Here is a 23,572-nt window from a genome sequence, read left to right as displayed (position 1 = left end):
GCGACATGCGCGCCCAAGCAACAGCAAGAGCAAAAGCGCTTTTCGGTCTGATTGCACTGCTGGCCAGCCTGCTCGGTTCCCCCTACGCGCAGGGCGCCGCGCCGGCGCCGACCTCCCCCGCCCCGGCTTCCACGCAAGCCCACGCGATCCTGGTGGCAGAGATCCCGCTGCGCGCGGACACCGACCACCGCTATGCCGAAAGCGTCATGGAGCGCATCACGGGGGCCGACCCCACCGATTCGCTGGCGCCGCGCCTGGAATCGATTTCCCGGTCCGTGGACGAAAAGCTCCAGCAATTCCTGCCGGCCCAATTGCGCACCCTGCCGATCATGCGGCTGGAAAGCCTGGAGCGGCACTGGATGTTCGATGCGAGACGTTTCGCCGACTGGCAGGAGGACATGCGCCAGGCGACCGCCGCCTACGCCAGCGATGCCGCCGAGCTGGCGCGCCGCCGCGAAGCCTGGCAGGCGCTCAAGGGAGCCCCCGGCGCCGCCGATCTGCCGCCCGCCCTGACCGCGCGGATGGACTCGGTCATCGCGCAACTGACCCGGGCCGAACAGGCCTTGTCGGTGCCGCTGGGCCGCCAGATTGCGCTGGGCCAGCGCGCCAACTCCGTCGAAGAGCGCATCCAGGCCGGACAGCGCTCGGTGGCCGACGCCATCCGTTACATCGATGCCCGCCTGCTCGAACTTGACGGACCGCCGCTGTGGGCCGCCACCTTCACGCCCACCGCCCGCAGCGATGCAAAGGCCTACCTGCGCAGCGGCCTGGACATGGAATTGCGCTTCGCCCGCCAGTACGCGGCGGCCGATACCGGCAACCAGCTCGCCCTGCACGTGCTGCAAGTGGTGCTGCTACCCCTGTTGCTATGGCTGGCCTGGCACAGCCGCCACGCGATCCGGGCCGGCGAAATGAGCGAGACGGCCGCGCGGGTGCTTGGGCGCCCGCTGTCAGCCTGGCTGCTGCTGGCCATGATGGGCGTGCAGCTGCTGGAGTCGGACGCGCCGCTGATCGTGCTGCAGATCGCCCTGCTGCTGGCGGTCGTCCCGGTACTGCGCCTGCTGCCGCCAACCGCGCGCGAGCAGTTGGACCTGTGGCCCTATGCCATCACCGGCCTGTATCTGGCCGAGCGGCTGGGCATTTTCTTCCTGGCCAGCGAAACGCTGTACCGGCTGCACAACCTCGTCATCACCCTGCTGGCCCTGGCCACGGCGCTGTGGCTGCATGCCCGGGCCAAGCGCCGCGGCAGCGCTGCCCAGGCTCCCGGCCGGCTGCACCGGGCCGTGCGCATCGGCGCCTGGGCCGCGGTGGCGCTGCTGGCCATTGCCGGCGTCGCCAACCTGATCGGCAACCTGTCGATGGCCGAGATGCTGACCAGCGCCGTCATCAGCAGCGGCTATTTCGGGCTGATGCTCTACGCCGGGGTCACCATCATCGTCACCCTGCTGCAACTGATGCTGGCGCGGCCCGGCGTGTCGCGCTTTCGCATCGCGCGCGAGCATGCTCCTCCGCTGGTGCAATTGTTGATCCGCCTGGTGATGGCCAGCGCGGTCGCGGGCTGGGCCATCTACACGATGGACCGTTTCCGCATCCTGCGCGCGACCTACGCCTTCACCACGAAGGTGCTGTCGTACACGCTGGCGCTCGGCGACATCACCATCAGCCTGGGCAACATCCTGGTGTTCGCGATCTCGGTGCTGATCGCGTTCTGGGCCGCGCGCGCGATCCGCCTGGTGCTGCACGACGAAGTGCTGGCGCGCATGCCGCTGCCGCGCGGCGTGGGCAACAGCATCGCCTCGCTGACCTACTACTCGGTGCTGCTGCTGGGACTGGCAGTGGCGCTGTCGGCCGCCGGAGTCAGGACCAGCCAATTGGCCCTGGTGCTGGGCGCCCTGGGCGTGGGCATCGGCTTCGGCCTGCAGAACGTGGTCAACAACTTCGTGTCGGGCCTGATCCTGATGTTCGAGCGCCCCATCCAGCCCGGCGATGTGGTGGAAATCGGCGAAACCTCCGGTCAGGTACGCGAGATCGGGATGCGCGCGACCCGCATCAGGACTTTCGAAGGCGCCGACGTGGTGGTCCCCAACGGCACCCTGCTGTCGGAAAAACTGACCAACTGGACCATGCTGGACCGCAACCGCCGCATCGAGATCAACTTGGGCCTGGCCTACGGCACGGACCCGGCGCAGGCCATCGAACTGCTGGGCTCGGTGGCGCGCGGCACCCTGGGGGTCTCTACCCAGCCGGCTCCGATCGCGCTCTTCATGGGATTTGGCGCCAGCACGCTGGATTTCAGCATCCGCGCCTGGACGCCGGATTTCGATCAGTGGATGTCCATCCGCAGCGACATGCTGTCGCGGATGTACGAGGCGCTGACGCAGGCCGGCATCGAGATCCCCTATCCGCAGACCGACCTGCACCTGCGCAGCATTTCCCCGGAAGCCGGCGCCGTCCTCGCGCAAGCCCGCCGCGCGGCGCCCGATGGCGGGCCGCCGCCCACATGACGCGGATATTGTGTATAGTGGCGGACTTTCGCGTTGGCCTGGTAGCTCAGTCGGTAGAGCAGAGGATTGAAAATCCTTGTGTCGGTGGTTCGATTCCGCCCCAGGCCACCAATGAATTCAAGCACTTGGCCCCGCCTTTGGCGGGGCTTTTTGCTTTGGAGCGCGGTGGCGCCTGTCGGATAGCATAATCATGCCGTGCCCCCCCTGACTTCCCCTCCGCGCGATGAAGCCTGATTCTTCTTCCCCCTCTTCCTCCGTCGGCATGGGCCGCGCGGCGATCGTGCTGTGTCGCGCGCTCTGGCACTATGCCGACGGCGCGCGGCGGCAGCTGATGGGCGCCATCGCGCTGCTGTCGGGCGCGCAACTGGTCAAGCTGACCCTGCCCTGGCTGGCCTCGCACGCCATCAATGCCTTGCAGCAGAACGACATGCCCACCGCCGGCTTGTGGATCCTGTTCCTGGTTGGCAGCTACATGATGTCCTGGGTATTCCACGGCCCCGGACGCGTCCTCGAAGGCAATGTGGGCGTGCATGTCCGCGAACGGCAGGCCGACGATCTTTATGCCCGCATCGCTGCCGCCCCGTTGACCTGGCGCGACGGCAGGCATTCCGGCGACCTGCAGCATCGCGTATTGCAATCCAGCCGCGCACTGGCCGCTTTTGCCCGCAGCATGTACGGCTACCTGCACAGCGCCTTGAACTTCATCGGCCCGCTGGTGGCGCTGACCTTGCTGTCCCACGTCAGCGGCATCATCGCCGTAAGCGGTTACCTGATCATCGCCCTGGTCACCTTGCGCTTCGACCTCGCGCTGATGCGGCTGGCCCGCGACGAAAACGACCAGGAACGCCGCTACGTCGCGGCGCTGCTCGATTTCGTCAGCAACGCCGGCACCGTGATCGGCCTGCGGCTGCAAGCCGCCTCGCGCAAGATCCTGGGCCGCCGCCTGCAGGCGGTCATGAAGCCCCTGCGCCGCGCCCTGTGGGTCAACGAAGTGAAATGGTGCGTGGTGGACCTGGCGGGCATGTGCCTCACCTGGATCCTCGTCGTGGAGTACGTGCTGCGGCACCGCGAGCCCGGACAGGCGCTATTGCTAGGCACCATCTTCATGATCTACCAATATGCCCAGCAGGCCGCGTCCGTGGTCAGCGCCATCGCCTCCAACTTCCAGAGCTTCGCGCGCATGCACACCGACTACAGCAGCGCCGAACCCATCTGGCAGGCCCCGGGCAACCCCAATGCCGCCGTCCCCGCGGTCCAAGCCGACGCGCCTTGGCAGACCCTGGAGTTGCGCGGCGCCACCTGGCGCTATTCGGACGAAGGACGCGGCGGCCTGCATGGCGTCGACCTGGTGCTGCGGCGCGGCTCGCGCGTCGCGCTGATCGGCGCCAGCGGCGGCGGCAAGAGCACGCTGCTGCGCACCCTTGCCGGACTCTATCCGCCGCAACACGGCGAACTGCTGCGCGACGGCAAGCCGGTGGACTGGGCAGAACTGCGCACGCTGGCCACGCTGATTCCGCAGGAAGCCGAAGTCTTCGAAGCCAGCGTGCAGGAAAACCTCACCTTCGGCGAACCCGCCGACGCGGCCGCGCTGCAAGCCGCCGTGCATACCGGCGTGTTCGACGAAGTGCTGCAACGCATGCCCGAGGGTCTCGCCAGTCCGATGAATGAACGGGGCAGCAACCTGTCCGGCGGGCAACGCCAACGCCTGGCCCTGTCGCGCGGGGCGCTGGCTGCGCAGGGCAGCTCCTTGCTGCTGCTGGACGAGCCCACCAGCGCGCTCGACCCGCAAGCCGAAGGCCGGGTGTTCGACCGCATGTACGCCGCGTTTCCGACCGCTTGCATCGTGGCCTCGGTGCACCGGCCCAGCCTGCTCAGCCGTTTCGATACCATCGTGGTGATGGAAGCCGGACGCGTGGTGGATGCGGGACCCCGCGACGAAGTGCTGGCCCGGCATCAGCCTTGATGAACTCCCTCTGCCGACCAGGCGTCTACACTCAGCTTCCATGACACAGCCGCCCGCCACCCCATCTGCACAGCGCCAGCCCAGTCGACGGCTCGCGAATCTGCTCTTCTATGTCTGCCTGGCGATCAGCCTGACGTTCGTCTACCTGGGCTCGCAAATGATCCGGGACGGCGCCGATGCAGGCATTCCCGTCACGCTGTTCTTCGGCGTCTGCGCCGCGACTGCCGTCCTGCAGATCTGGCCGCAACTGCTGCAGCGCGACTCGCGCTCGGCCGCAACACTGCTGGCGCGGTACCCAGGCCCCCTGGAACTCAAGGCCGCGAAAGGCAAGCTGCTGGCGTTCTCGCTGCTGTCCGCGGGCTTCGGTGGCGTGATCCTGTGGATGCTGCTGCAGGAATCGCTGCCGCCTCTCAAGCAATTGATCCTCTGGCCGGGCGCCGCATTCTTTCTGCTCGGCGCGGTCATGCTGCTGGTGCGCGCCGCCAAGGACGACATCGGCCTGCGCCTGGGGCGCGACGGCTTTCAAGCGCGACAGGTGTGGAACGGCAGGACAATACGCTGGCAAGACACCAGCGAGTTCAACGTGATCAGAGCCAGCCGCGCGGTGCCCAAGCTGATTGTCTTCGACGATGCTGCGGTCGAACGCAGCGGCACTGCCGGGCTCAACAAGCATTTCGTCGGCCGCAATTCCAGCCTGGGTGAAACTTACGGGCTGACCCACGAAGCTTTGGCCGACCTGCTCAATGCTTGGCGCAAGCGCGCGCTGGAGCAGGATGCGATTTTTACGCGATGGCCTGATAACCAATGACCGCCACATCGTGTCGGATGTACGCCCGCCTGCCCCGCAACATTACAAAAAAGTAATCCGCGCGTAACCTCCTCGCCCCGGTCAGCACTCCAAACTGGAGTTAATGCACTTCCAGACCACAGAAAGGAGCTGACCATGAAGACCCTGACCACCTTGTTCAGCGCGTGCGCGTTGAGCCTGGGATTGCTCGGCGCGGCCCACGCGCAGGCGGGGAACGGCGACCATGCCACGCATCATCCCGCGTCGCCTGCGGCGGGCGAATCAGCCACGAAGCCGCAAATGGCGCCGGACGCCGGCATGATGAAGAACATGGAGGCGCACATGCAGGCCATGAACGGCATGCACCAGAAAATGGCCGCCGCCCAGACGCCCGAAGAGCTCCAGGCCTTGATGGCCGCCCACATGAAGTCCATGCCCGCCAATGGCGCCGACATGCAAGGTTGCCGCCAGATGATGGGATCAATGATGAACCCGGCGGGTGATGCACCCTCGGCGGCGGAACCCGCGACTTCCCCGGCGGCCAAGGGCTGATCGCCATGGGCCATCGCTGCGGCCGGCTCCGCGGCGATACCACTGCGGCCAGCGGTTGCGCCGCAAACACCCCAGCCTGGGCATAATAGGCGCACGAAGGATCACACCAGTACTCGAAAGGGATGGGTATGAATCACTCTCGTCACGGCGACGCGGCATCGAAAGACGGCACGCTCTACGTGTGTCCCATGCACCCGGAAATCCGCCAGGACCATCCGGGACGCTGTCCGAAGTGCCAGATGCATCTGGTGCCGCAGGGACAGCCAGAGGATCAGGCTGCGCATGCATACGGCGGCCATGATGCGCACCAGCATCATGATCACGGCAAGCGCCACGCGGGCCACGACGATGCCACCGCGCTCCCAGCCGCGCCCGCCGAGGCCCCCACCGATGTCCCCGCGGGCACGATCTACACCTGCCCCATGCACCCGGAGATCCGCCAGGATCACCCCGGGAACTGCCCCAAATGCGGCATGACGCTCGAACCGCTCATCCCGCTGGACGAGGAAGACAACAGCGAACTCAAGGACTTCCAGCGCCGCTTCTGGTGGACGTTGCCCCTGCCCCTCATCGTCGCCGTGATGGCCATGTTCGGCCATCGTCTGGGCTGGTTCGACATGGCGACCCAGAGCTGGCTGGAGCTGGCGCTATCCCTGCCGGTGGTGTTCTGGACGGGTTGGCCCTTCTTCGTGCGCGGCTGGCAATCCCTTGTGCATCGCAGCCCGAACATGTGGACCTTGATCAGCCTGGGCACGGCGGCGGCTTTCATCTACAGCGTGGTCGCCACGCTGGCGCCGGGCGTGTTCCCGGATTCCTTTGTATCGATGGGCCGCGTGGCGGTGTACTTCGAAGCCGCCGTGGTCATCATTTCGCTGACCATGCTGGGACAGATCCTGGAGCTGAAGGCGCGTTCGCAGACGTCCGCCGCGATCAAGGCCTTGCTCGGCCTGGCGCCCAAGACGGCGCGGCGTATCAACGCTGACGGCAGCGAGGAAGACGTGCCGCTGAACCATGTGCATGTGGGCGACCTGCTGCGCGTGCGGCCCGGCGAGAAGATCCCGGTGGACGGCGTCGTCACCGAAGGCCGCAGCGCCGTGGACGAGTCCATGCTTACCGGCGAGCCCGTGCCCGTCAGCAAGCGCGAGAACGACAAGCTGATCGGCGCCACCCTCAACACCAGCGGCACCCTGGTGATGCGATCGGAAAAGGTCGGCGCGGCCACCATGCTGGCGCAGATCGTGCAGATGGTCGCCAACGCCCAGCGCTCCAAGGCGCCCATGCAGCGCATGGCGGACGTGGTGGCGGGCAAGTTCGTCATTGCCGTGGTGCTGGTGGCGATCTCCACGCTGCTGGTGTGGGGCTTTTTCGGGCCGGAGCCTAGCTGGGTGTACGGCCTGATCAACGCGGTCGCGGTGCTGATCATCGCCTGCCCCTGCGCGCTGGGGCTGGCCACGCCCATGTCGGTCATGGTGGCCACGGGCCGCGCCGCGGCGCAGGGCGTGCTGTTCCGCGACGCTGGCGCGATCGAGAAAATGCGCGAGGTGGACACGCTGATCGTGGACAAGACCGGAACGCTCACCGAAGGCAAGCCAGCCTTCGACACCGCCATCGCCGTCCCCGGATATACGCCCGACGAAGTGCTGCGCCTGGCGGCCAGCCTGGACCAGGGCAGCGAACACCCGCTGGCCGACGCCATCGTCAGCGCGGCGCGCGCCCAGGGCCTGGCGCTGGCCAAGGCCGAGGACTTCGATTCCGGCAGCGGCATAGGCGTGCGCGGCACGGTGGAAGGCAAGCGCCTGGCGCTGGGCAACACCGCCCTGATGGACCAGGAAGGCGTGCGGGTGGACGCGCTGCGCGCGGACGGCGAGCGCCTGCGCGGCGAAGGCGCCAGCATCATGCATTTGGCCGTGGACGGCCAGTTCGCCGGCATCCTGGCGGTGACCGACCCGATCAAGCCCAGCACGCATGAAGCCATCCAGAACCTGCACGACAGCGGCCTGCGCATCGTGATGGCGACAGGCGACGGCCTGACCACCGCCCGCGCCGTCGGCGCCGCGCTGCGCATCGACGAGGTGCACGGCGAGGTCAAGCCGGCCGACAAGCTGGCGCTGGTGGAAAAACTGCAGAAGGACGGCCACGTGGTGGCGATGGCGGGCGACGGCATCAACGACGCCCCCGCGCTGGCGCGCGCCGACGTGGGCGTGGCCATGGGCACGGGCACCGATGTAGCCATGAACAGCGGCCAGGTGACCCTGGTCAAGGGCGACCTGCGCGGGATCGCCGCCTCGCGCCAGATCTCGATCGACACCGTGCGCAACATGCGGCAGAACCTGATGTTCGCCTTTGTCTACAACGGCATCGGCGTGCCGATAGCGGCGGGCGTCCTGTATCCGTTCACGGGTTGGCTGCTGTCGCCGATGATCGCGGCGCTGGCGATGAGCCTGAGTTCGGCCTCGGTGATATTCAATGCGCTAAGGTTGCGGGGCGAAAAATAAGCGCCCCACACTGCAGGGAAATCTCTTTACTTGACGTCGTTCGTCCGCGCCTACGAGTTGTTCCAACAAGTCGGTACTTATCAAAATTTACCTAGCTTTTGGAACACTCACCCAACCGCGCCAGCGTCCCCGCCACCACCCTGTCGCAATCATCCCCATCGAACTCAAACAGACTCTTCTCCATCACCCCCACATCCCGCACCAGCGCTTCGCGCAGCAGTGCGTTGGCGCGAAAGTGGCGGCTGCGGACGGTGGCCTCGGGAATGCCCAGGCAGTGCGCCGTTTCCTCGACGGACAGTTCCTCGACCGAGCGCAGCACGAACACGGTCCGGAACGAGACCGGCAAGGCGTCCAGCCGCGCTTCGAGCAGGCCCCTGAGCTCGGCTCGGGCAGCGGCGTGGTAAGGCGGGTTGAAGTCGTTGATGGTCATCGCATCAACCTCTTTCTCGATGTCGTCGGCGATGGGCAACAGCGCCTCGCGGCGGCTGTGCTTGCGCAGCCGGCCGTAGCATTCGTTGAGCAAGAGCCGTGTCAGCCAGGTGTACAGCGTCGACTCGCCGCGGAACGCGGCCATGTTCCGATAGGCTGCCAGGTAGGCTTCCTGCAAGGCATCTTCGGCGTCGGCATCGTTGCGCAGGGTGGCGCGCGCCAGGCGGTAGAGCCGCCGGTTGTGCCGCCGCATCATCAATTCGAACGCGGTCTGCTCGCCCGCCGCGATGCGATGCGCGAGCGCCAGGTCTTCATCCTCGGTAGGCGGTGCCGCCAGCGCCGCAAGTGCAGTCATGAGTGTGACCTCCGCCATGCGTCATTGCGCAATCAAGGTGCCCTGCATCGTCGGATGGAACAGGCAGACATAGGCGCTGCTGCCCTCCTCACGCGCAGTGTAGGTCCAGGAGGCGCCGGCGGCGATAAGCCCTGAGTCGAACGCCTTGGAAACGGCGGTGGCGGTATGCGGGACCAGGTCCTTGTTGATCCACGTCACCTTGTCGCCCCGCTTGACGGTCAACTCGGCGGGCGTGAACTGCATCCCTTCGATGGTCACCACGTGTTCGGCCAGCTGGGTGCCGGGCGGGTTCTGCTGGGCGGCGGCCGACCCGCCCAGCAGCAGCACGGCCGCGGCCAGCGCGGCCAGGCTTGCGCGTGCGGACCCGCGCGCACCGGGGGTCGTTCTTTCAGCCACCGTTGAGCCTCTTTTGCAGGGATTTGGCATGCTCCAGGTGCGCGATGAACGCGGGCCGCACCTTGACCAGCAAGGCCTTCAACTCCGCGTTGTGGGCGCCCGGAATCAGGGTCGTGTCCAGCGCCTGGATCACCGCCTCGTGATAGGCCACTTCGTGGTCCACATAAGCCTTGTCGAACGCGGCGCCGTTCCTGCCCTTGAGCGCGGCAAGGTTCTTGTCGCCGCCCTGCTGCAGGCTGTCGCTGGTCGGGTTCGGTTCGGGGGTGACCTTCAGCTTCTGCACCAGTTCGTCGGCCGACTTGTTGACGGCGGCATGGTCGGTCACCATCAGCGTGGCGAACTCGCGGACATCCTTGTTGCCGGTTTTATCCTGCGCCAGCTTGCCGGCGTCGATGTCGACCTGGTTGGCCACCACCACGATCGCCGCGATCTGCGGATCCGTCGGCCCGTTGCCATGGGCAAATACCCCGCAGCTCACCAGGGCCAGCGCATAGAACCATCTTGCTTGAATCGCTTTCATCTCATCCCCCAAACCCTGGATGCAGGCGCGGCCGGAATGGCCAGGAATCTTGCCTGCTTATGGGGTTGGATGTCGCGAAAACGCGCCGCGTTCCGGCGCAGAAAACATACGGGGAAATCAGCCCACCGGCACCGCCAAGCCGTACTTGGCGCGGTTCAGCACCACCAGCGTGGAAAAGCGCTTGACGTTGGGATTGCCCCAGAAATTGCGCTGGGCGAAGGCCTCGTATTCGGCCATGTCGCGCATGGTGATGGTCAGGACGAAGTCCACCTCGCCCGTCACCGACAGACACTGCATGATTTCCGGCGCGGACTGCATGGCGCGCTTGAACTGGTCGAGCTTGTCGGCGCGTTCGCTCTCCAGCGTCACCAGCACGACCATCATGATGCCGCGGCCCACGGCGGCGGGATCGACCACGGAAACGTCACCCAGCACCACCTTGGATTCGCGCAGCCGCTTCATGCGGCGCAGGCAGGAAACCGGCGACAGGTTCACGCGCTGCGCGACTTCCTGGCTGGTGCGCTGGTTGTCTTCCTGCAGGCTTTGCAGGATCTGGAGGTCGAAATCGTCTAGTTCCATAAGGGTCTCGGAACGGCTGGAAACGGGCTGGAAAGGGCTCGCCAACAGATTCTAAGCCCGGTCGCGCCGGAATCCGGCCCCATTTTGACGGGAAACTTCATTTCCGCGTCCCGCGATGCAGGAATTATTCAGCAGGCTTGCTTACACTGAGAGCCCTCTGCCCGCGCCGCGGGTACGTCCGCCCCTCGTATCATGCCGTCACTCCAGCTTTTCCTGCTGTTCCTCGCCGCCGACGCGGCGCTCAAGCTCACGCCCGGCCCCGACATGGCGCTGACCCTGTCCCGAGGCATGACGCAGGGCTTCCGGCCCGCCTTCCACAGTGTCCTGGGCAACGTCGCCGCCGGATTCATCCAGGTGCCGGCGGTGGTGCTGGGCCTGGCCTCGGTGCTGCAGGCGTTTCCGTCGCTGTTCATGGGCATCAAGGCAGCTGGCGGCCTGTACCTGGGCTACCTGGGCATCAAGGCCATCGTCCGCTGCGCGCGCTCGGCCGACGTATCGCTGGCCGCACGCCCCGGGGATGCGCGCGACGCCTTCTGGCAAGGATTCACGACCAATCTGCTGAACCCCAAGGTGTTGCTGTTCATGATCGCCTTCCTGCCGCAGTTCACCACGCCGGACAACGGGCCGGTCTGGGTGCAGATGCTGGTGCTGGGCGTGACGATGAAAGTGTTGAGCCTGCCCTACGGCAGTTTCTTTGCCTACGGCGCCTCGCGCATCCGCGGCTGGGTGGGGCGCAATCCCTGGTTCCTGCGCATGCAGCAAGGCCTGCTTGGCGCCGTCATGCTTGGGCTGGCGCTGTATGTGCTTTACTCCACCGCCGCACACCTGACGCCCTGAACCTGCCGCCGTTCCCTACGCATTCCGCTTTTCCGCCATCGCCATGACCGCCGCAACCCTGAATACCGGACGCAACGCGTCGTCCTCCACCCTGCTCCCCATCCTGTCGTTGATCGGCGCGATGGCCTCGCTATGCGTCGGCACCTCGTTCGCCAAGTCCCTCTTCCCGATGGTCGGCGCGCAGGGCACGACTGCCTACCGCATCGCCATCGGCGCGCTGATCCTGGTGGCGATCTGGCGCCCGTGGCGCTTTCCGCTGACGCGCCAGGCGGCAGCCAAGATCGCGCTGTATGGCGTGACGCTGGCCTGCATGAACCTGCTGTTCTACATGGCCTTGCGCACGCTGCCTCTGGGCGTGGCCATTGCCATCGAATTCATCGGCCCGTTGACCCTGGCGGTGGCGCTGTCGCGCCGCGCCATCGACTTCGTCTGGATCGGCTGCGCCATCGCCGGCCTGGTGCTGCTGATTCCCACGGGGCAATCGGTGCATGACCTGGATCCGGTCGGCATCGCCTTTGCGCTGGGTGCGGCGGTGTGCTGGGCGCTCTACATCATCTTCGGCAAGATGGCCGGCAACGTGCATGGCGGACAGGCCACGTCGCTTGGGCTGACCGCGGCGACGCTGGTGGCGCTGCCCATAGGTGCAGCGCATGCCGGCGCCGCCCTGCTGGATCCGACCCTGATCCTGGCCGGCATCGCGGTGGGCGTGCTATCCAGCGCCTTGCCCTATTCGCTGGAAATGGTGGCGTTGCGGCGCCTGCCGCAAAAGACCTTCGGCGTGCTGCTCAGCATGGAGCCCGCCATGGGCGCGCTGGCCGGCGTGATCGTACTGAACGAGCAGCTGTCGCAAACGCAATGGCTGGCCATCTGCGGGATCATCGTCGCTTCCGCGGGCTGCGCGGCGACCGCCCGCCGGCAAAACACCGCCCCCACGCCCGCGCCGGACTGAGCGCGGACGCGCGCCGCCGCCCGAGGCCGCTTCAGCCGAATCCGATCTCGCGGCGGGGCGGCGCCAGCGGATCGAAGTCTTCCCAGTGGTTATTGCGCCAGCGGCCGTTGGCGTGTTCCACGTCCGCGCCGCCGGCATCGCGCAGGATGCGGCACGCCAGCATTTCGCGCTGCGGCCGCGTGCGCACGGCAACCATCACGCCGGCCTGCCGGATCTCGGCATGGGAATCAGGATTGAAGTGGCCATGCTGGGTGCTGCCGTGGCCCGTCACCCAAAGCGCGCCGAAGAGCGATCCCAGATAGGCGCCGACCCCGGCCGCGGCCAGGATCAGTGGCGTGGAATCGCTGATCTCGGACATCACGAACCCGCCAAACACCGCGAAACCTGCGCCCACCCCGCCCGCCCCCAGAAAAGCGCCGATATCGGCGCGTCCCGAGTCCGGGTCGGAACGGCGGTCGCCGCCCAAGGGGTAGCGGCCGTGCTCGCCGGCCGGATTGACGTAGAAGGTATTGATGTCCCAGTCTGGAAAACCGCTGGCGGACAGGCGCTCGGCCGCGGCGTTCGCCGCTTCGAAACCCTCGAACCGGGCTGCTACGATCAGAGACATGATGTGCTCCTTGCCCGGGCTGCCGGGCAGGATATACGTGTCTTTATCGTACGCCCGCGGCGCGGGCGCGAACGCGCCGGTTACACCTTGCGGCGGCTGTTACCGTCCGCCGTCAGTTGGCGGAAATGTTCTTGCTCCGGATCACCGCGCCCCAACGCTCGTATTCCTTGCGCGCATAGTCCGCGAAGGCCTGCGGCGTGCTGCCCGTGGGCTCCATGCCCTGCAGCTTCAATTGCTCGGCCACCTCTGGCGAACGCAAGGCCTGCTCGATGGCCCGGCTGAGTTTCTCCACCACCGGCGCCGGCGTGCCCGCGGGCGCCACCACGCCCTGCCAGGCAGCAGCCTCGAATGCCGGGCCACCCGCCTCGGCGAAGGTCGGCACCTGGGGCAATTGCCCGGAGCGCTGCGCGGCCGGCACCGCGATGGCGCGCAGCTTGCCCGCCTGGATCAGCGGGCGGGCGGCGGCCAGATCGGCCATCATCATCGGCACCACGCCGGACGCCACGTCCTGCAGGGCGGGCGGCGTGCCCTTGTAGGGAATGGCCGTGGCGCGGCCCTGGACGGTATCCAGGAACAGCTCCATGGCCAGGTGATGGGGGCTGCCCACGCCCAGGGACGCATAGCTGCCCGGTTTGTCGCGCTTGAGGTATGCCTTCACGTCGGCCAGCGTATGCATCTGGGTATCGGGCGACACCACCAGCACGATGGGCAGCGACACGAGCGTGGAAACGGGGGTCAGGTCCTTCCCTGGATCGTAGGGCAGCTTCTGATACAGCCAGGGGTTCAGCGCCAGGGTGCTCATCCCCGCCGTCAGCAGGGTGTAGCCGTCAGGCGCGGCGCGGGCGGTTTCCTGGGCGGCGACGATGGTGGCCGCGCCCGGACGGTTTTCCACCACCACCGGCTGGCCCAGCGCGTCGCCCACGTGCTTGGCGACGATGCGGGTGGCGATGTCGCTACCCCCGCCCGCGCTGAACGGCACCAGCCAGCGGATCGGATGATCGGGAAACCCGGCCGCCGCAGCCTGGCTCGGGACGATTGCAGCCCCTGCCAGCGCCGCCGCCAGCAAGGCGCGATGCAGTATGCCTTTGAACATGTGCGCTCTCCTCGCCTGCCTATTTATTTAACATATTAATGATTTATTATCGGACGCAGGACGCTGGCGCACATCACAGGAAAAACCCGCAGTCCAAGCATCAGGACCGGCGTCAGGTGCGCGCGGCGGCAAGCCAGCGCAAGCCGGCCGACGTGCCGGCGGCCGGCCGGTACTCGCAGCCTATCCAGCCGCCGTATTCCAGTTCGCGCAGCACATTGAACACCCAGCCATAGTCCAGTTCGCCACGGTCAGGCTCCTGGCGCAGCGGCACGCCGGCGATCTGCAGATGGCCGACCCGCCCCGTGGGCAGGTATTCGCGCAGCTTCATGGTGAGGTCGCCCTCGACGATCTGGCAGTGGTAGAGATCCATCTGCACTTTCAGGTTGGACGCATTGACCGCCTGCACCACGGCATGCGCCTCGTCCTGGCGGTTCAGGAAATAGCCGGGTATGTCGCGGGAATTGATGGGTTCGATCAACACGGTGACGCCCGCCGAACGCGCCTGGCGCGCGGCCCAGTCCAGGTTCTCGCGATAGCAATCCAGCATGGCCTCGCGCGATGCGCCGGGTTGGACCAGGCCCGCCATCACATGGAGATTCGGGCAGGCCAGCGCCGTAGCGTAGGACAGCGCCTGTTCGATGCCCGCCTGGAATTCCGCCTGCCGTCCCGGTTGCGCGGCCAGTCCGCGATCGCCGCGGGCGGCCACGCCGGGCGGCGCGTTGAAGAGCACCTGCGTCACGCCGGCTGCGTCCATGCGTTCGCGCACGAAGGCGGCCGGAGCCTCGTAGGGAAATATGCATTCCACGCCGGCGTACCCGTCCGCCGCAGCGGCCGCGTAGCGGTCCAGGAACGCGTGTTCCGTGTACATCATCGAAAGATTGGCGGCGAACTTCAACATGGCGGAGGCTCCGGACCGGGCGGCATGCATGGAAATTAGCACAACCGCCCGCCCCGCCATCGCCGCAGCGCTAGGCGCCGAAGTCGGGTGCCGGGTGCAGGGTCAGCCGCGGTCCCGCCTTGAGCAGCTGGCTGGGGATGTCGTGCCCCACCAGCGCGGGCAAGGTCGCCGATACGCCAAGTATGGCGTCCAGGTCCACGCCGGTGTCGTAGCCCATCAGTTCCAGCATGTGCACCAGTTCCTCGGTGCAGACGTTGCCGCTGGCCCCCGGCGCGTACGGGCAGCCGCCCAATCCGCCCAGCGATGCGTCGAAGCGGTCGATGCCGGCCTCGATGGCCATCAGCGTATTGGCCAGCGCCATGCCGCGCGTATTGTGGAAGTGCATGGTGGTGGTCAGTCCCGGGAACAGCTTGCGGACCTCGCGCCCGATTTTGCCGACCTGCGTGGGATAGGCCATGCCGGTGGTGTCGCATAGCGTCACCCCGTCCACCCCCAGCGCCGCGAAGCGTCCCACCAGTTCGAACACCTCGAAAGCATTGATGTCGCCTTCCATCGGGCAGCCGAACACGGTGGACAGCGACACGTTGATGGCGACGCGGCTGCCGCGCACCGCATTGACCACATCGCTCAATTGCTCGAACGACTGCTCCCGCGTCATGCGCAGGTTGGCGCGGTTATGGGTCTCGCTGACCGACATCACCAGGTTGACCTCGTCCACCTTGCACTCCAGCGCCCGCTGCGCGCCGCGCACATTGGGCACCAGCACGGTGTAGACGACGTCCGGATTGCGCTCGATCTCGTGCATCACGATCTCGGCGTCGCGCAAGGCGGGAATGGCCTTGGGCGAGGTAAAGGACGTGGCCTCGATCTTGGCGAATCCGCTGGCGGACAGCCGGTTGATGAAGGCAATCTTGTCCTGGGTTTCGATGAACTGCTTTTCGTTCTGGAAGCCGTCGCGCGGCGCGACTTCCTGGATGTACAGCCGCGGGCGGCTGGCAGTGGTTCCGGGGTTGGTCACATTCATGGCTGCCTTCCTCAGATGATGCCGCGCGCGCGCCAGTCCTGGCGCTGCGCCTCGCCTATGCCCAGCCCGGCCAGCACCTGGTCGGTGTCCTGGCCCAGGGCGGGCGCCGGGCTGCGCACTTCGCCCGGGGTTTCCGACAGCTTGGGCACGATGCCCGGCACCTGCACGGGCGTGCCGTCAGGCAGCGTGCCGTCCAGGATCATGCCGCGCGCCTGGTAGTGCGGGTCGGCCGCGATATCGGCCACGTCATAGATCTTGCCCGCGGGAATCTGGCCGTCATTCAAGCGCTCCAGCACCAGGTCCAGCGGATGCTGGCCGGTCCATTGCGAAATCGCGTCGTCAAGCATGACCACGTGCTTCACGCGCCCGGCGTTGTTCGCCAGTTCCGGCGCATCGGCCAGATCGGGCCGGCCGATCACGCCCATCAGGCGCTTGAAGATGCTGTCGCCATTGCCGGCGATCAGCACGTACTTGTTGTCCTGGCAGCGGTAGGCGTTGCTGGGCGCGATGCCCGGCAGGCTGCTGCCGGCCGGCTGGCGGATCTCGCCGAACACCGAATACTCAGGCAGCAGGCTCTCCATCATGTTGAAGACGGATTCATACAGCGCCACATCGATCATCTGACCCGTGCCATTCTGGTCGCGCGCGCGCAGCGCCAGCAGGATGCCGATGACGCCGTGCAACGCCGACAGCGAATCGCCGATGGACACGCCCACGCGCACCGGCGTGCGGTCAGGCTCGCCGCTGAGGTGGCGCAGGCCGCCCATGGCCTCGCCGATGGCGCCGAACCCGGGCAGATCGCGGTACGGACCCGTCTGGCCGTAGCCGGACACGCGCAGCATCACCAGCCGCGGGTTGATGGCGCGCAGTTCTTCCCAGCCCAGGCCCCAGCCTTCCATGGTGCCGGGCTTGAAGTTCTCGACCACCACGTCGATGTCCTTGACCAGGGACCGGATCAGGTCCTGCGCCTCGGGCTTGCGCAGGTCCAGGCTGACCGACTTCTTGTTGCGCGACTGCACTTGCCACCAGACGGAAGTGCCGTCGTGGATCAGGCGCCAGTTGCGTAGCGGATCGCCCTTGCCGGGCGGTTCGATCTTGATGACCTCGGCGCCGAATTCGCCCAGCATCTTGGCGGCGAACGGTCCGGCGATCAGCTGGCCCAACTCCAGCACTCGGATCCCGCTCAATGGTTTGGATGACATGATTGCCTCGTCAGCTCTTGTGTTTGCCCAGATAGGCCTCGCGCACGCGCTCGCTGGCCAACAACTCCTGGCCCGTGCCCTCCATCACGATGGAGCCCACTTCCAGGACATATGCGCGGTCGGAGATCGCCAACGCCTGGTTGGCCATCTGTTCGACCAGCAGGATCGTCATGCCGCGCTCTTTCAGCGACTTGATGATCTTGAAGATCTCGGCCACGATCAGCGGCGCCAGTCCGAGCGAGGGCTCGTCCAGCATCAGGATGCGCGGCTTGCTCATCAAGGCGCGGCAGATGGCCAGCATCTGCTGTTCGCCGCCAGAAAGCGTGCCCGCGTATTGCGCGCGGCGCTCCTTCAGGCGCGGGAACATCGCAAAGCACTGCTCGATCTCCGCAGCCAGTTCAGCGGGCGATTCCTTGCGCAGGAACGCGCCCAGCATCAGGTTGTCGTAGACGGTCTGGTCGGGGAACACCTGGCGCCCTTCCGGCACGTGGGCGATACCCAGCCCCACCCGCTTGTGCGCGCTGATCCCGCCCAGATCCTGCCCGGCGAACGCGATGTCGCCAGTGGATTTTTCGATGCCCGACAGCGCGCGCATCATGGTGCTCTTGCCCGCGCCGTTGCCACCGATGATGGTCACGATCTCGTTCGTGTCCACATGCAGCGACACCTGCTTCAGGGCATTGACGGCGCCATAGCTGACCGCCAGGTTCTTGATGTCCAGTAAACGGCTCATTGCGGTCTCCTATGCCGGCGCGCCCAGGTAGGCTTCGATGACTTTCGGATTCTCCTGGATGTGGTTCGGCAGGCCCGAAGCGATCTTCACGCCGTAGTCCAGCACCACGATATGGTCGGAAATGGCCATGACCAGATCCATGTGGTGCTCGATCAGCAGGATGGTCAGGCCCATGTTCTTGAGCTTCACGATCAGGTCCGTAAGCTGGTCGGTTTCCGCAGGATTCAGGCCTGCGGCAGGCTCGTCCAGCAACAGCAGGTCCGGCATGGCCGCCACCGCGCGGGCGATTTCCAGGCGGCGCTGCAGGCCGTAAGGCAGGCTGTTGGCGGCATCGTCCGCGTAGCGATCCAGCTCGAAAAACCGGAGAATGGCATAGGCCTGGCGGCGGATGCGCCGCTCTTCGGCCAGGCTGCCGGGCAAGCCCAGCAGGTTGGAGAAGAAGCTGGACTTCTGCACCCGGTAGAAGCCCACCATCACGTTCTCCAGCGCGCTCAGCCCGTCGAACAGCTTCAGGTTCTGGAACGTGCGGCCGATGCCGGACGCAGCGATCTCATTGGGCGACAAGCCGACCATCTGGCGGTTCTTGAAGCGGATGCTGCCGGCGTCCGGCACCACCAGGCCCGACAGCAGGTTCAGGGTGGTGGTCTTGCCGGCGCCATTGGGGCCGATCAGCGACACGACGGAACCGCGCTCCAGCGAGAACGACACCTTGTTGGTAGGCACCACGCCGCCGAAGGCCTTGTACAGGTCCTTCACTTCCAGGAAGCCGGACGCCGCGCCGCCGCGGTCGGCAGGAGGCGCCGGCGTCCAGTCGGCGGCGCCCGCCTCGGCAGCCAGCGCCTCGCGCTGGCCGCGCTTGGGCAGCACCTTGGCCAGCAGGCCCGCCAGGCCTTCCGGCATGGCGTACAGCGCGAACAGCAGGATCAGACCATAGGCGAAATGCTGCACTTCCGGCCAGCGCGCCAGCATGGCGTCGATCACCGTCAGCACCACCGCGCCCAGGAAAGAGCCCCCCGGCGTGCGGCCGCCGAACAGCACCAGCACCAGGAAGAACACCGACAGGTTGAAATTGACGAAGTCCGAATTGATGTACTGGTTCTGCTGCGCCACCAGGCCGCCCGCGATGCCGCAGGTGATGGCGCTGATGGCGAAGGCCAGGATCTTGAAGCGGTAAACGCTGATGCCCACGCTCTCCGCCGCAATCTCGGACGTGCGCACCGCGGCGAAGCCGCGGCCGAAACGGCCGTTCAACAGCAGCGAGGTCATGGCGTGCAGCGCCAGGCCCAGCACCACGACCACCACCACCCATTGGCGGCTGTCCAGCGTGGCGCCGCCGAAGGTCAGGCCGGTGATGCCGTAGAAGCCTTCCTGGCCCTTGAACACGTCGGTCCATTCGGACACGATCTTTTCGATCAGAAGGCCAAAGGCGATGGTCACCATCGCCAGGCTCGGCCCCTTGACCTTCAGCGCCGGAATGGCGATCACCACGCCGAAAACCGCTGAAACAACCGCGGCGCAGCCCAGCGCCAGCCAGGGATCGACCTGGTAGTTCACGGTCAGGAGAGCCACCGTGTAGGCGCCGACGCCGAACAGGCCGGCATGGCCCAGCGACTTCTGCCCGGTCTGGCCGACCAGGATGTTGAAGCCGGTGGCAGCGATGTAATAGACCCCGATGTTGAACAGGATCAGCAGATAGAAGTCATTCAGGCCCGAATAGGCGTAGCCGATGGCAAGCGCCGCGATGACCAGCGGAATGAGGATTTTGGAGAGCTTCATACTTTCTCCGCATGCACGCGACCGAGGATGCCGGCCGGGCGGAAATACAGCACCACGATGATCAGCGCGAACACCGCGATCTCGCGCAGGTTCGAATACCAGAGGCCGATCAGCGATTCCAGCAGCCCGATCAGAAAGCCGCCAAAAATGCAGCCGCGCGGATTCTCCAGCCCGCCCAGGATTGCGGCCGAAAAGGCCTTGAGCGACAGCAGCGTGCCCACGAACACCGAGGCGGTGGCAATCGGCGCGACCATGACGCCGGCGATCGCGGCCAGCGCCGAACTGATCGCGAACACGGCAATCGCAACCGCGTTGGCATTGATGCCCATCAGGCTGGCGGCGGTCTTGCTGAACGCCACCGCGCGCACCGCCTTGCCCATCTTGGTCTTGTGCAAGGCCCAGTCGAACACGATCATCAGCGCCAGCGTGGTGCCGAACACCAGGATTTCCTGCGGCCGCACGCCGGTACCCAGGACCGTGATGATGCCCTCGCCCAGCGGCGACGCCACCGCGATGGGCGCCGGGCCCCAGACCAGCAGCGCCAGGTTCTGGATGATGATGCCAAAGCCGATGGTGCTCATCACCCAGGACAGCCCCGCCTCGCCCACGAAGTGGCGGATGGCGGTGATGTAGAGCACGTAGCCCAGCAGGCTCAGGACCAGCATGGCGGCCAGCAGGGCGAACAGGAACGTGCCCCAGGTTACGTCCTCCGGATTCGGAAAACCGATCAGCTTGCCCTGGCTGACCAGCAGGATGGCGCTGATGCCGATCAGGCCGGCCAGCGCCAGGAATGCGCCCTGTCCGAAGTTGAAGGTCTTGGTCGTGGTGTACGTGATGCTGAACCCGAACGCGACCAGGGCATAGACGCTGCCCATGGCCAGCCCGCTCAAGATGGCTTGTAGTATTTGCATGCTGGATGCCCCCCTATTGACGACTCCCCGGCGCGCCTCCGCGCACCGGGGAGAGATCTTTCTCGTTGCCGCGCCTTCTTACAGCTTCAGGTCTTCCGGCTTGATGGCGCGGGTGTATTCGTCATCCACCGACACCACCTTGCCGTCGATCCAGCGCACCAGGCGGAAGTCCTTCACCGACAGGGCTTCGTGGCTTTCCGCTGTGAACGGCTTCTCGTAGGTCTTGATGACGCCCTTGGCCTGCGCAAGGTTCTGCAGCGCGGCTTGCACGGCTTCGCCTTCGGTCGACTTGGCCTGCTCCATGGCGGCGGCAATGAGCTTGACCGAGTCATAGGCCTGCGCGGCCATGACGTAGGTCGGCACGCGGCCGTCGCGCTTCATCAGCGTGTCATACAGCGCCTTGGACTCGGGCGAGGAGTCTTCGGTGATCGAAGCCGTGAAGATCATCTTGCTGGCCAGCTCGGGACCCGCGATGCGCAGGAACGGCGAGCTCAGGTTGGCCCAGGAAGCCAGCGTGGTCGGGAAGTAGCTGATCTTCTCGAGGCTGCGCATGACGTGCGCGTTGGAATCCGCCAGCGCGTAGACGATCAGCGTGTCGGCGCCCGAACTCTTGATCTTGTTCAGCTGCGACGACATGTCCGTGTCCTTGGGACCGAACTTCTCGTTGGCCACGGGCGTGATCTTGTGCAGCGCCAGGATCTCGACCGCATCCTTGGCGCCTTGCTGGCCGTAGCCGGTGGTGTCGGCGATGATGGCGACCTTGCCGTTCTTGCTGGCGCGGGCGGCGTAGGCCGCCAGCAGCGCGATCTGGTCGCGGTCGCGCATGGACACGCGGAACACGTAGTTGGCGGGCGACTTGGCGTAGCGGCCGGTGATGTCGGTGGCGGTGGCCACGGGCGAGATCGTCGGAATCTTCTTCTGCTGCACCAGATGCAGCCAGGCCAGCATGTTGCCGGAGTTGACTCCGCCCAGCATGGCGTTGACCTTGACGTTGTCGACCAGTTCGTTGGTGTTCTGGATGGCCTTGGGCGGCGCGCCAACATCATCGCGCTCGACGATGACGACCTTCTTGCCCAGCACGCCGCCAGCCGCGTTCAGCTCATCGGCCGCCTGGCGCGCGCCGGCCAGCGCGGAAATGCCGAAGTCCGCCGAGCCGGTGGCCGACATGTCGCTGTTGAAGCCGATCTTGATGTCGTCGGCCAGCGCGGCGCCGCTGGCGCCCGCCAGCGCCGCCGCCAGCAGCAGGGACTTCATGGTCTTGGGGAAATGCTTGAAGTACATCTTGTCTCCTTCTGGATCACTCTGGTGACCGCTGATTGGCAATTCAGGGTTGTTTGATGAGGTCGGCGGCCTTGTTGCCGATCATCATCGTGGCCGCGCAGATGTTGGCCGACGGCATGGCCGGCATCACCGAGGAATCGATGACGCGCAGATTGCCCACGCCGTGCACCCGCAACTGCGGGTCGACCACTGCGTACTTGTCATCGGCCTGGCCCATGCGGGCAGTGCCGTTGACGTGATACGACGACACGCCATAGCGGCGCGCGAAGTCCAGCAATTCGGAATCGGATTCGCACAGCGGACCGGGCAGCACTTCGCTGTCGAAATACTGCGAAAGCGCCTGCGAACGCAGCAGCTGACGCGCCAATCGGATGCCGCGTACCAGCGTCATCTGGTCGCGCTCGTTTTCGAGGTAGTTGGCCAGGATCACGGGGTCCTGCAGCGGGTCCGCCGAACGGATGCGCACCTGGCCGCGGCTCTCGGGCCGGTGCTGCCAGACGCCCGCGGTCATGCCGGGGAAGTCATCCAGCATGCCCACATAGCCTTCCTTGTAGCTGGCGGGCGTGAACACGCCCTGCAGGTCAGGCAAGGCGAGGTCAGGCGTGGACTTCCAGAAGTAATGCAGCAGCGACGGGCTCAGCGCCATGATGCTGGGACGCTTCATCATCCAGCGGCTGATCTGGCCGGCCAGGCTCAGGCCCTTGACCAGCTGGTTCATGGTCTGGCTGTTCTTCACGCGCGCCACGACCCGCACCGAATAGTGGTCGCTCAGGTTTTCCCCCACGCCCGGCAGGTCGCACACCACGTCGATGTTGTGCTGGCGCAGCAGGTCCGCCGGTCCCAGGCCCGACAGCTGCAGCAGCTTGGGCGTGTTGATCGCGCCGCAGGACACGATCACTTCGCGGCGCGCGCGCACCGCGCGGACCTGCGAAGGGTGGGCCGGGTGGCAATAGGCCACGCCAGCAGCCTTGCCGCCATCGAACAGGATGCGGGTTGCCTGCGCGTAGGTACGCACTTCCAGGTTCTTGCGGCCCATGGCGGGCTTGAGGAAGCACTTGGCCGTGCTCATGCGCCAGCCGCGGTCGATGGTGCGCTGGAAGTAGCCCACGCCGGCCTGATCCGCGCCGTTGTAGTCGGGGTTGCGCGGGATGCCCTGTTCCACCGCGCCGGCGATGAAGGCCTCGCACAGCGGGTGGATCCAGTCTATGTCCGTGACCGGCAGTTCGCCCTTGCGGCCGCGGTAGCGGTCGTCGCCGCCCACGCGCCGTTCCATGGACTTGAAGTACGGCAGCACCTCGTCATAGGACCAGCCGGTATTGCCCAGCGCGGCCCAGTGGTCGAAGTCGGCCGCCTGACCGCGGTTGTAGACCAGGCCGTTGATGGAAGTAGACCCGCCCAAGGTTCGGCCCTGCGGAATCGGCACGCGCCGTCCGTTGGTCTGTGCCGTGCCTTCGCTGGAGAACTGCCAGGCGTACTTCTTGTTGAAGACCGCCTTGATGAAGCCGGCGGGTATGTGCAGGTAGGGACTGCGGTCCGGCGGGCCGGCCTCCAGCACGCAGACCGTCGAGCCGTCCGCGCTCAGGCGGTTGGCCAGGATGGAGCCGGCCGCGCCGGATCCCACGATCACATAGTCGAACTGATCCGCGTCGCGGAGGGAAGGCTGTGCTTGGCTCATGTCTGG

The 23,572-nt window shown here is 66.3% G+C and carries 21 protein-coding genes and 1 tRNA gene; 8 read left to right on the top strand and 14 right to left on the bottom strand.

Features of this window, described 5'->3' with window-relative positions; all coding sequences use genetic code 11:
* Positions 1–5 precede the first annotated feature (5 nt).
* From IB257_RS21465 to IB257_RS21440, 6 genes are all read left to right on the top strand, one after another.
* Entirely contained in the window at positions 6–2,504 is a 2,499-nt protein-coding gene (locus IB257_RS21465; RefSeq protein WP_192354739.1) for a mechanosensitive ion channel family protein, read from the top strand.
* A 35-nt stretch (positions 2,505–2,539) separates the two neighbouring features.
* Positions 2,540–2,615 (top strand) — tRNA-Phe (locus IB257_RS21460).
* A gap of 112 nt (positions 2,616–2,727) precedes the next feature.
* A complete protein-coding gene (locus IB257_RS21455) occupies positions 2,728–4,467 on the top strand; it encodes an ABC transporter ATP-binding protein (RefSeq protein ID WP_225589056.1) in 1,740 nt (579 codons plus the stop codon).
* 40 nt (positions 4,468–4,507) lie between these two features.
* Positions 4,508–5,275, top strand: a complete 768-nt coding sequence (locus tag IB257_RS21450) for a hypothetical protein (protein ID WP_156337434.1) — start codon at positions 4,508–4,510, stop codon at positions 5,273–5,275.
* A gap of 135 nt (positions 5,276–5,410) precedes the next feature.
* The gene (locus IB257_RS21445; protein ID WP_054457631.1) at positions 5,411–5,806 is read left to right on the top strand and encodes a hypothetical protein; all 396 of its coding nucleotides are present in this window, start codon (positions 5,411–5,413) and stop codon (positions 5,804–5,806) included.
* 128 nt (positions 5,807–5,934) lie between these two features.
* Complete coding sequence (locus IB257_RS21440) at positions 5,935–8,301, top strand: copper-translocating P-type ATPase (RefSeq protein ID WP_370540117.1); 2,367 nt, start codon at positions 5,935–5,937, stop codon at positions 8,299–8,301.
* Positions 8,302–8,392: 91 nt separating this feature from the next.
* Here the strand turns inward: IB257_RS21440 and IB257_RS21435 are convergent, their stop codons facing one another.
* The 4 genes from IB257_RS21435 to IB257_RS21420 all read right to left on the bottom strand — a co-directional run bounded on the left by IB257_RS21435 (position 8,393) and on the right by IB257_RS21420 (position 10,580).
* Positions 8,393–9,085 (bottom strand): RNA polymerase sigma factor, encoded by a 693-nt coding sequence (locus IB257_RS21435; protein WP_192492777.1) that lies wholly within the window; start codon positions 9,083–9,085, stop codon positions 8,393–8,395.
* Positions 9,086–9,106: 21 nt separating this feature from the next.
* Entirely contained in the window at positions 9,107–9,481 is a 375-nt protein-coding gene (locus IB257_RS21430; protein ID WP_370540116.1) for a cupredoxin family copper-binding protein, read from the bottom strand.
* Entirely contained in the window at positions 9,474–10,001 is a 528-nt protein-coding gene (locus IB257_RS21425) for a DUF4142 domain-containing protein (protein ID WP_192492775.1), read from the bottom strand. Before IB257_RS21425 ends, IB257_RS21430 begins: the two co-directional genes overlap by 8 nt.
* Positions 10,002–10,118: 117 nt before the next feature.
* On the bottom strand, positions 10,119–10,580 hold the full coding sequence (locus tag IB257_RS21420; RefSeq protein WP_175160880.1) for an Lrp/AsnC family transcriptional regulator: 462 nt from the start codon (positions 10,578–10,580) through the stop codon (positions 10,119–10,121).
* A gap of 192 nt (positions 10,581–10,772) precedes the next feature.
* On the opposite strand from IB257_RS21420, the gene IB257_RS21415 reads away from it, so the two are divergent.
* Both IB257_RS21415 and IB257_RS21410 read left to right on the top strand, forming a co-directional pair.
* On the top strand, positions 10,773–11,417 hold the full coding sequence (locus tag IB257_RS21415; RefSeq protein ID WP_082401232.1) for a LysE family translocator: 645 nt from the start codon (positions 10,773–10,775) through the stop codon (positions 11,415–11,417).
* Positions 11,418–11,460: 43 nt separating this feature from the next.
* A complete protein-coding gene (locus IB257_RS21410) occupies positions 11,461–12,366 on the top strand; it encodes a DMT family transporter (protein ID WP_082401233.1) in 906 nt (301 codons plus the stop codon).
* A 31-nt stretch (positions 12,367–12,397) separates the two neighbouring features.
* Here the strand turns inward: IB257_RS21410 and IB257_RS21405 are convergent, their stop codons facing one another.
* The 10 genes from IB257_RS21405 to IB257_RS21360 form a co-directional block, all read right to left on the bottom strand.
* Positions 12,398–12,973 (bottom strand): hypothetical protein, encoded by a 576-nt coding sequence (locus IB257_RS21405; RefSeq protein WP_054457639.1) that lies wholly within the window; start codon positions 12,971–12,973, stop codon positions 12,398–12,400.
* Positions 12,974–13,085: 112 nt separating this feature from the next.
* Positions 13,086–14,066, bottom strand: coding sequence for a tripartite tricarboxylate transporter substrate binding protein (locus IB257_RS21400; protein ID WP_192492774.1), 981 nt, complete (start codon positions 14,064–14,066; stop codon positions 13,086–13,088).
* Positions 14,067–14,178: 112 nt separating this feature from the next.
* Positions 14,179–14,964 (bottom strand): 2-oxo-tetronate isomerase, encoded by a 786-nt coding sequence (otnI, locus tag IB257_RS21395; RefSeq protein ID WP_192492773.1) that lies wholly within the window; start codon positions 14,962–14,964, stop codon positions 14,179–14,181.
* 70 nt (positions 14,965–15,034) lie between these two features.
* Positions 15,035–15,988: a hydroxymethylglutaryl-CoA lyase gene (locus IB257_RS21390; RefSeq protein ID WP_054457642.1), complete on the bottom strand. Its 954-nt coding sequence runs from the start codon at positions 15,986–15,988 to the stop codon at positions 15,035–15,037.
* 11 nt (positions 15,989–15,999) lie between these two features.
* Positions 16,000–17,190 (bottom strand): CaiB/BaiF CoA-transferase family protein, encoded by a 1,191-nt coding sequence (locus tag IB257_RS21385; RefSeq protein WP_054457643.1) that lies wholly within the window; start codon positions 17,188–17,190, stop codon positions 16,000–16,002.
* Positions 17,191–17,200: 10 nt separating this feature from the next.
* Positions 17,201–17,923, bottom strand: coding sequence for an ABC transporter ATP-binding protein (locus tag IB257_RS21380; protein ID WP_054457644.1), 723 nt, complete (start codon positions 17,921–17,923; stop codon positions 17,201–17,203).
* Between the two features lie 9 nt (positions 17,924–17,932).
* Entirely contained in the window at positions 17,933–19,699 is a 1,767-nt protein-coding gene (locus IB257_RS21375) for an ATP-binding cassette domain-containing protein (RefSeq protein WP_175213076.1), read from the bottom strand.
* Positions 19,696–20,610, bottom strand: a complete 915-nt coding sequence (locus IB257_RS21370; protein ID WP_082401234.1) for a branched-chain amino acid ABC transporter permease — start codon at positions 20,608–20,610, stop codon at positions 19,696–19,698. Before IB257_RS21370 ends, IB257_RS21375 begins: the two co-directional genes overlap by 4 nt.
* Positions 20,611–20,688: 78 nt before the next feature.
* Positions 20,689–21,891 (bottom strand): ABC transporter substrate-binding protein, encoded by a 1,203-nt coding sequence (locus IB257_RS21365; RefSeq protein WP_054457647.1) that lies wholly within the window; start codon positions 21,889–21,891, stop codon positions 20,689–20,691.
* Positions 21,892–21,934: 43 nt separating this feature from the next.
* Positions 21,935–23,566 carry a GMC family oxidoreductase gene (locus tag IB257_RS21360; protein ID WP_192492772.1) on the bottom strand — a complete coding sequence of 544 codons (1,632 nt, stop codon included), beginning with the start codon at positions 23,564–23,566 and terminating at the stop codon, positions 21,935–21,937.
* Between the last annotated feature and the right edge of the window lie 6 nt (positions 23,567–23,572).

It is taken from the genome of Achromobacter sp. ACM03, from assembly GCF_014851665.1.
Lineage (GTDB): Bacteria > Pseudomonadota > Gammaproteobacteria > Burkholderiales > Burkholderiaceae_B > Achromobacter > Achromobacter aegrifaciens.
The sequence above is the reverse complement of the archived record's forward strand: the minus strand, read 5'-3'. Positions and strand labels throughout refer to the sequence as shown.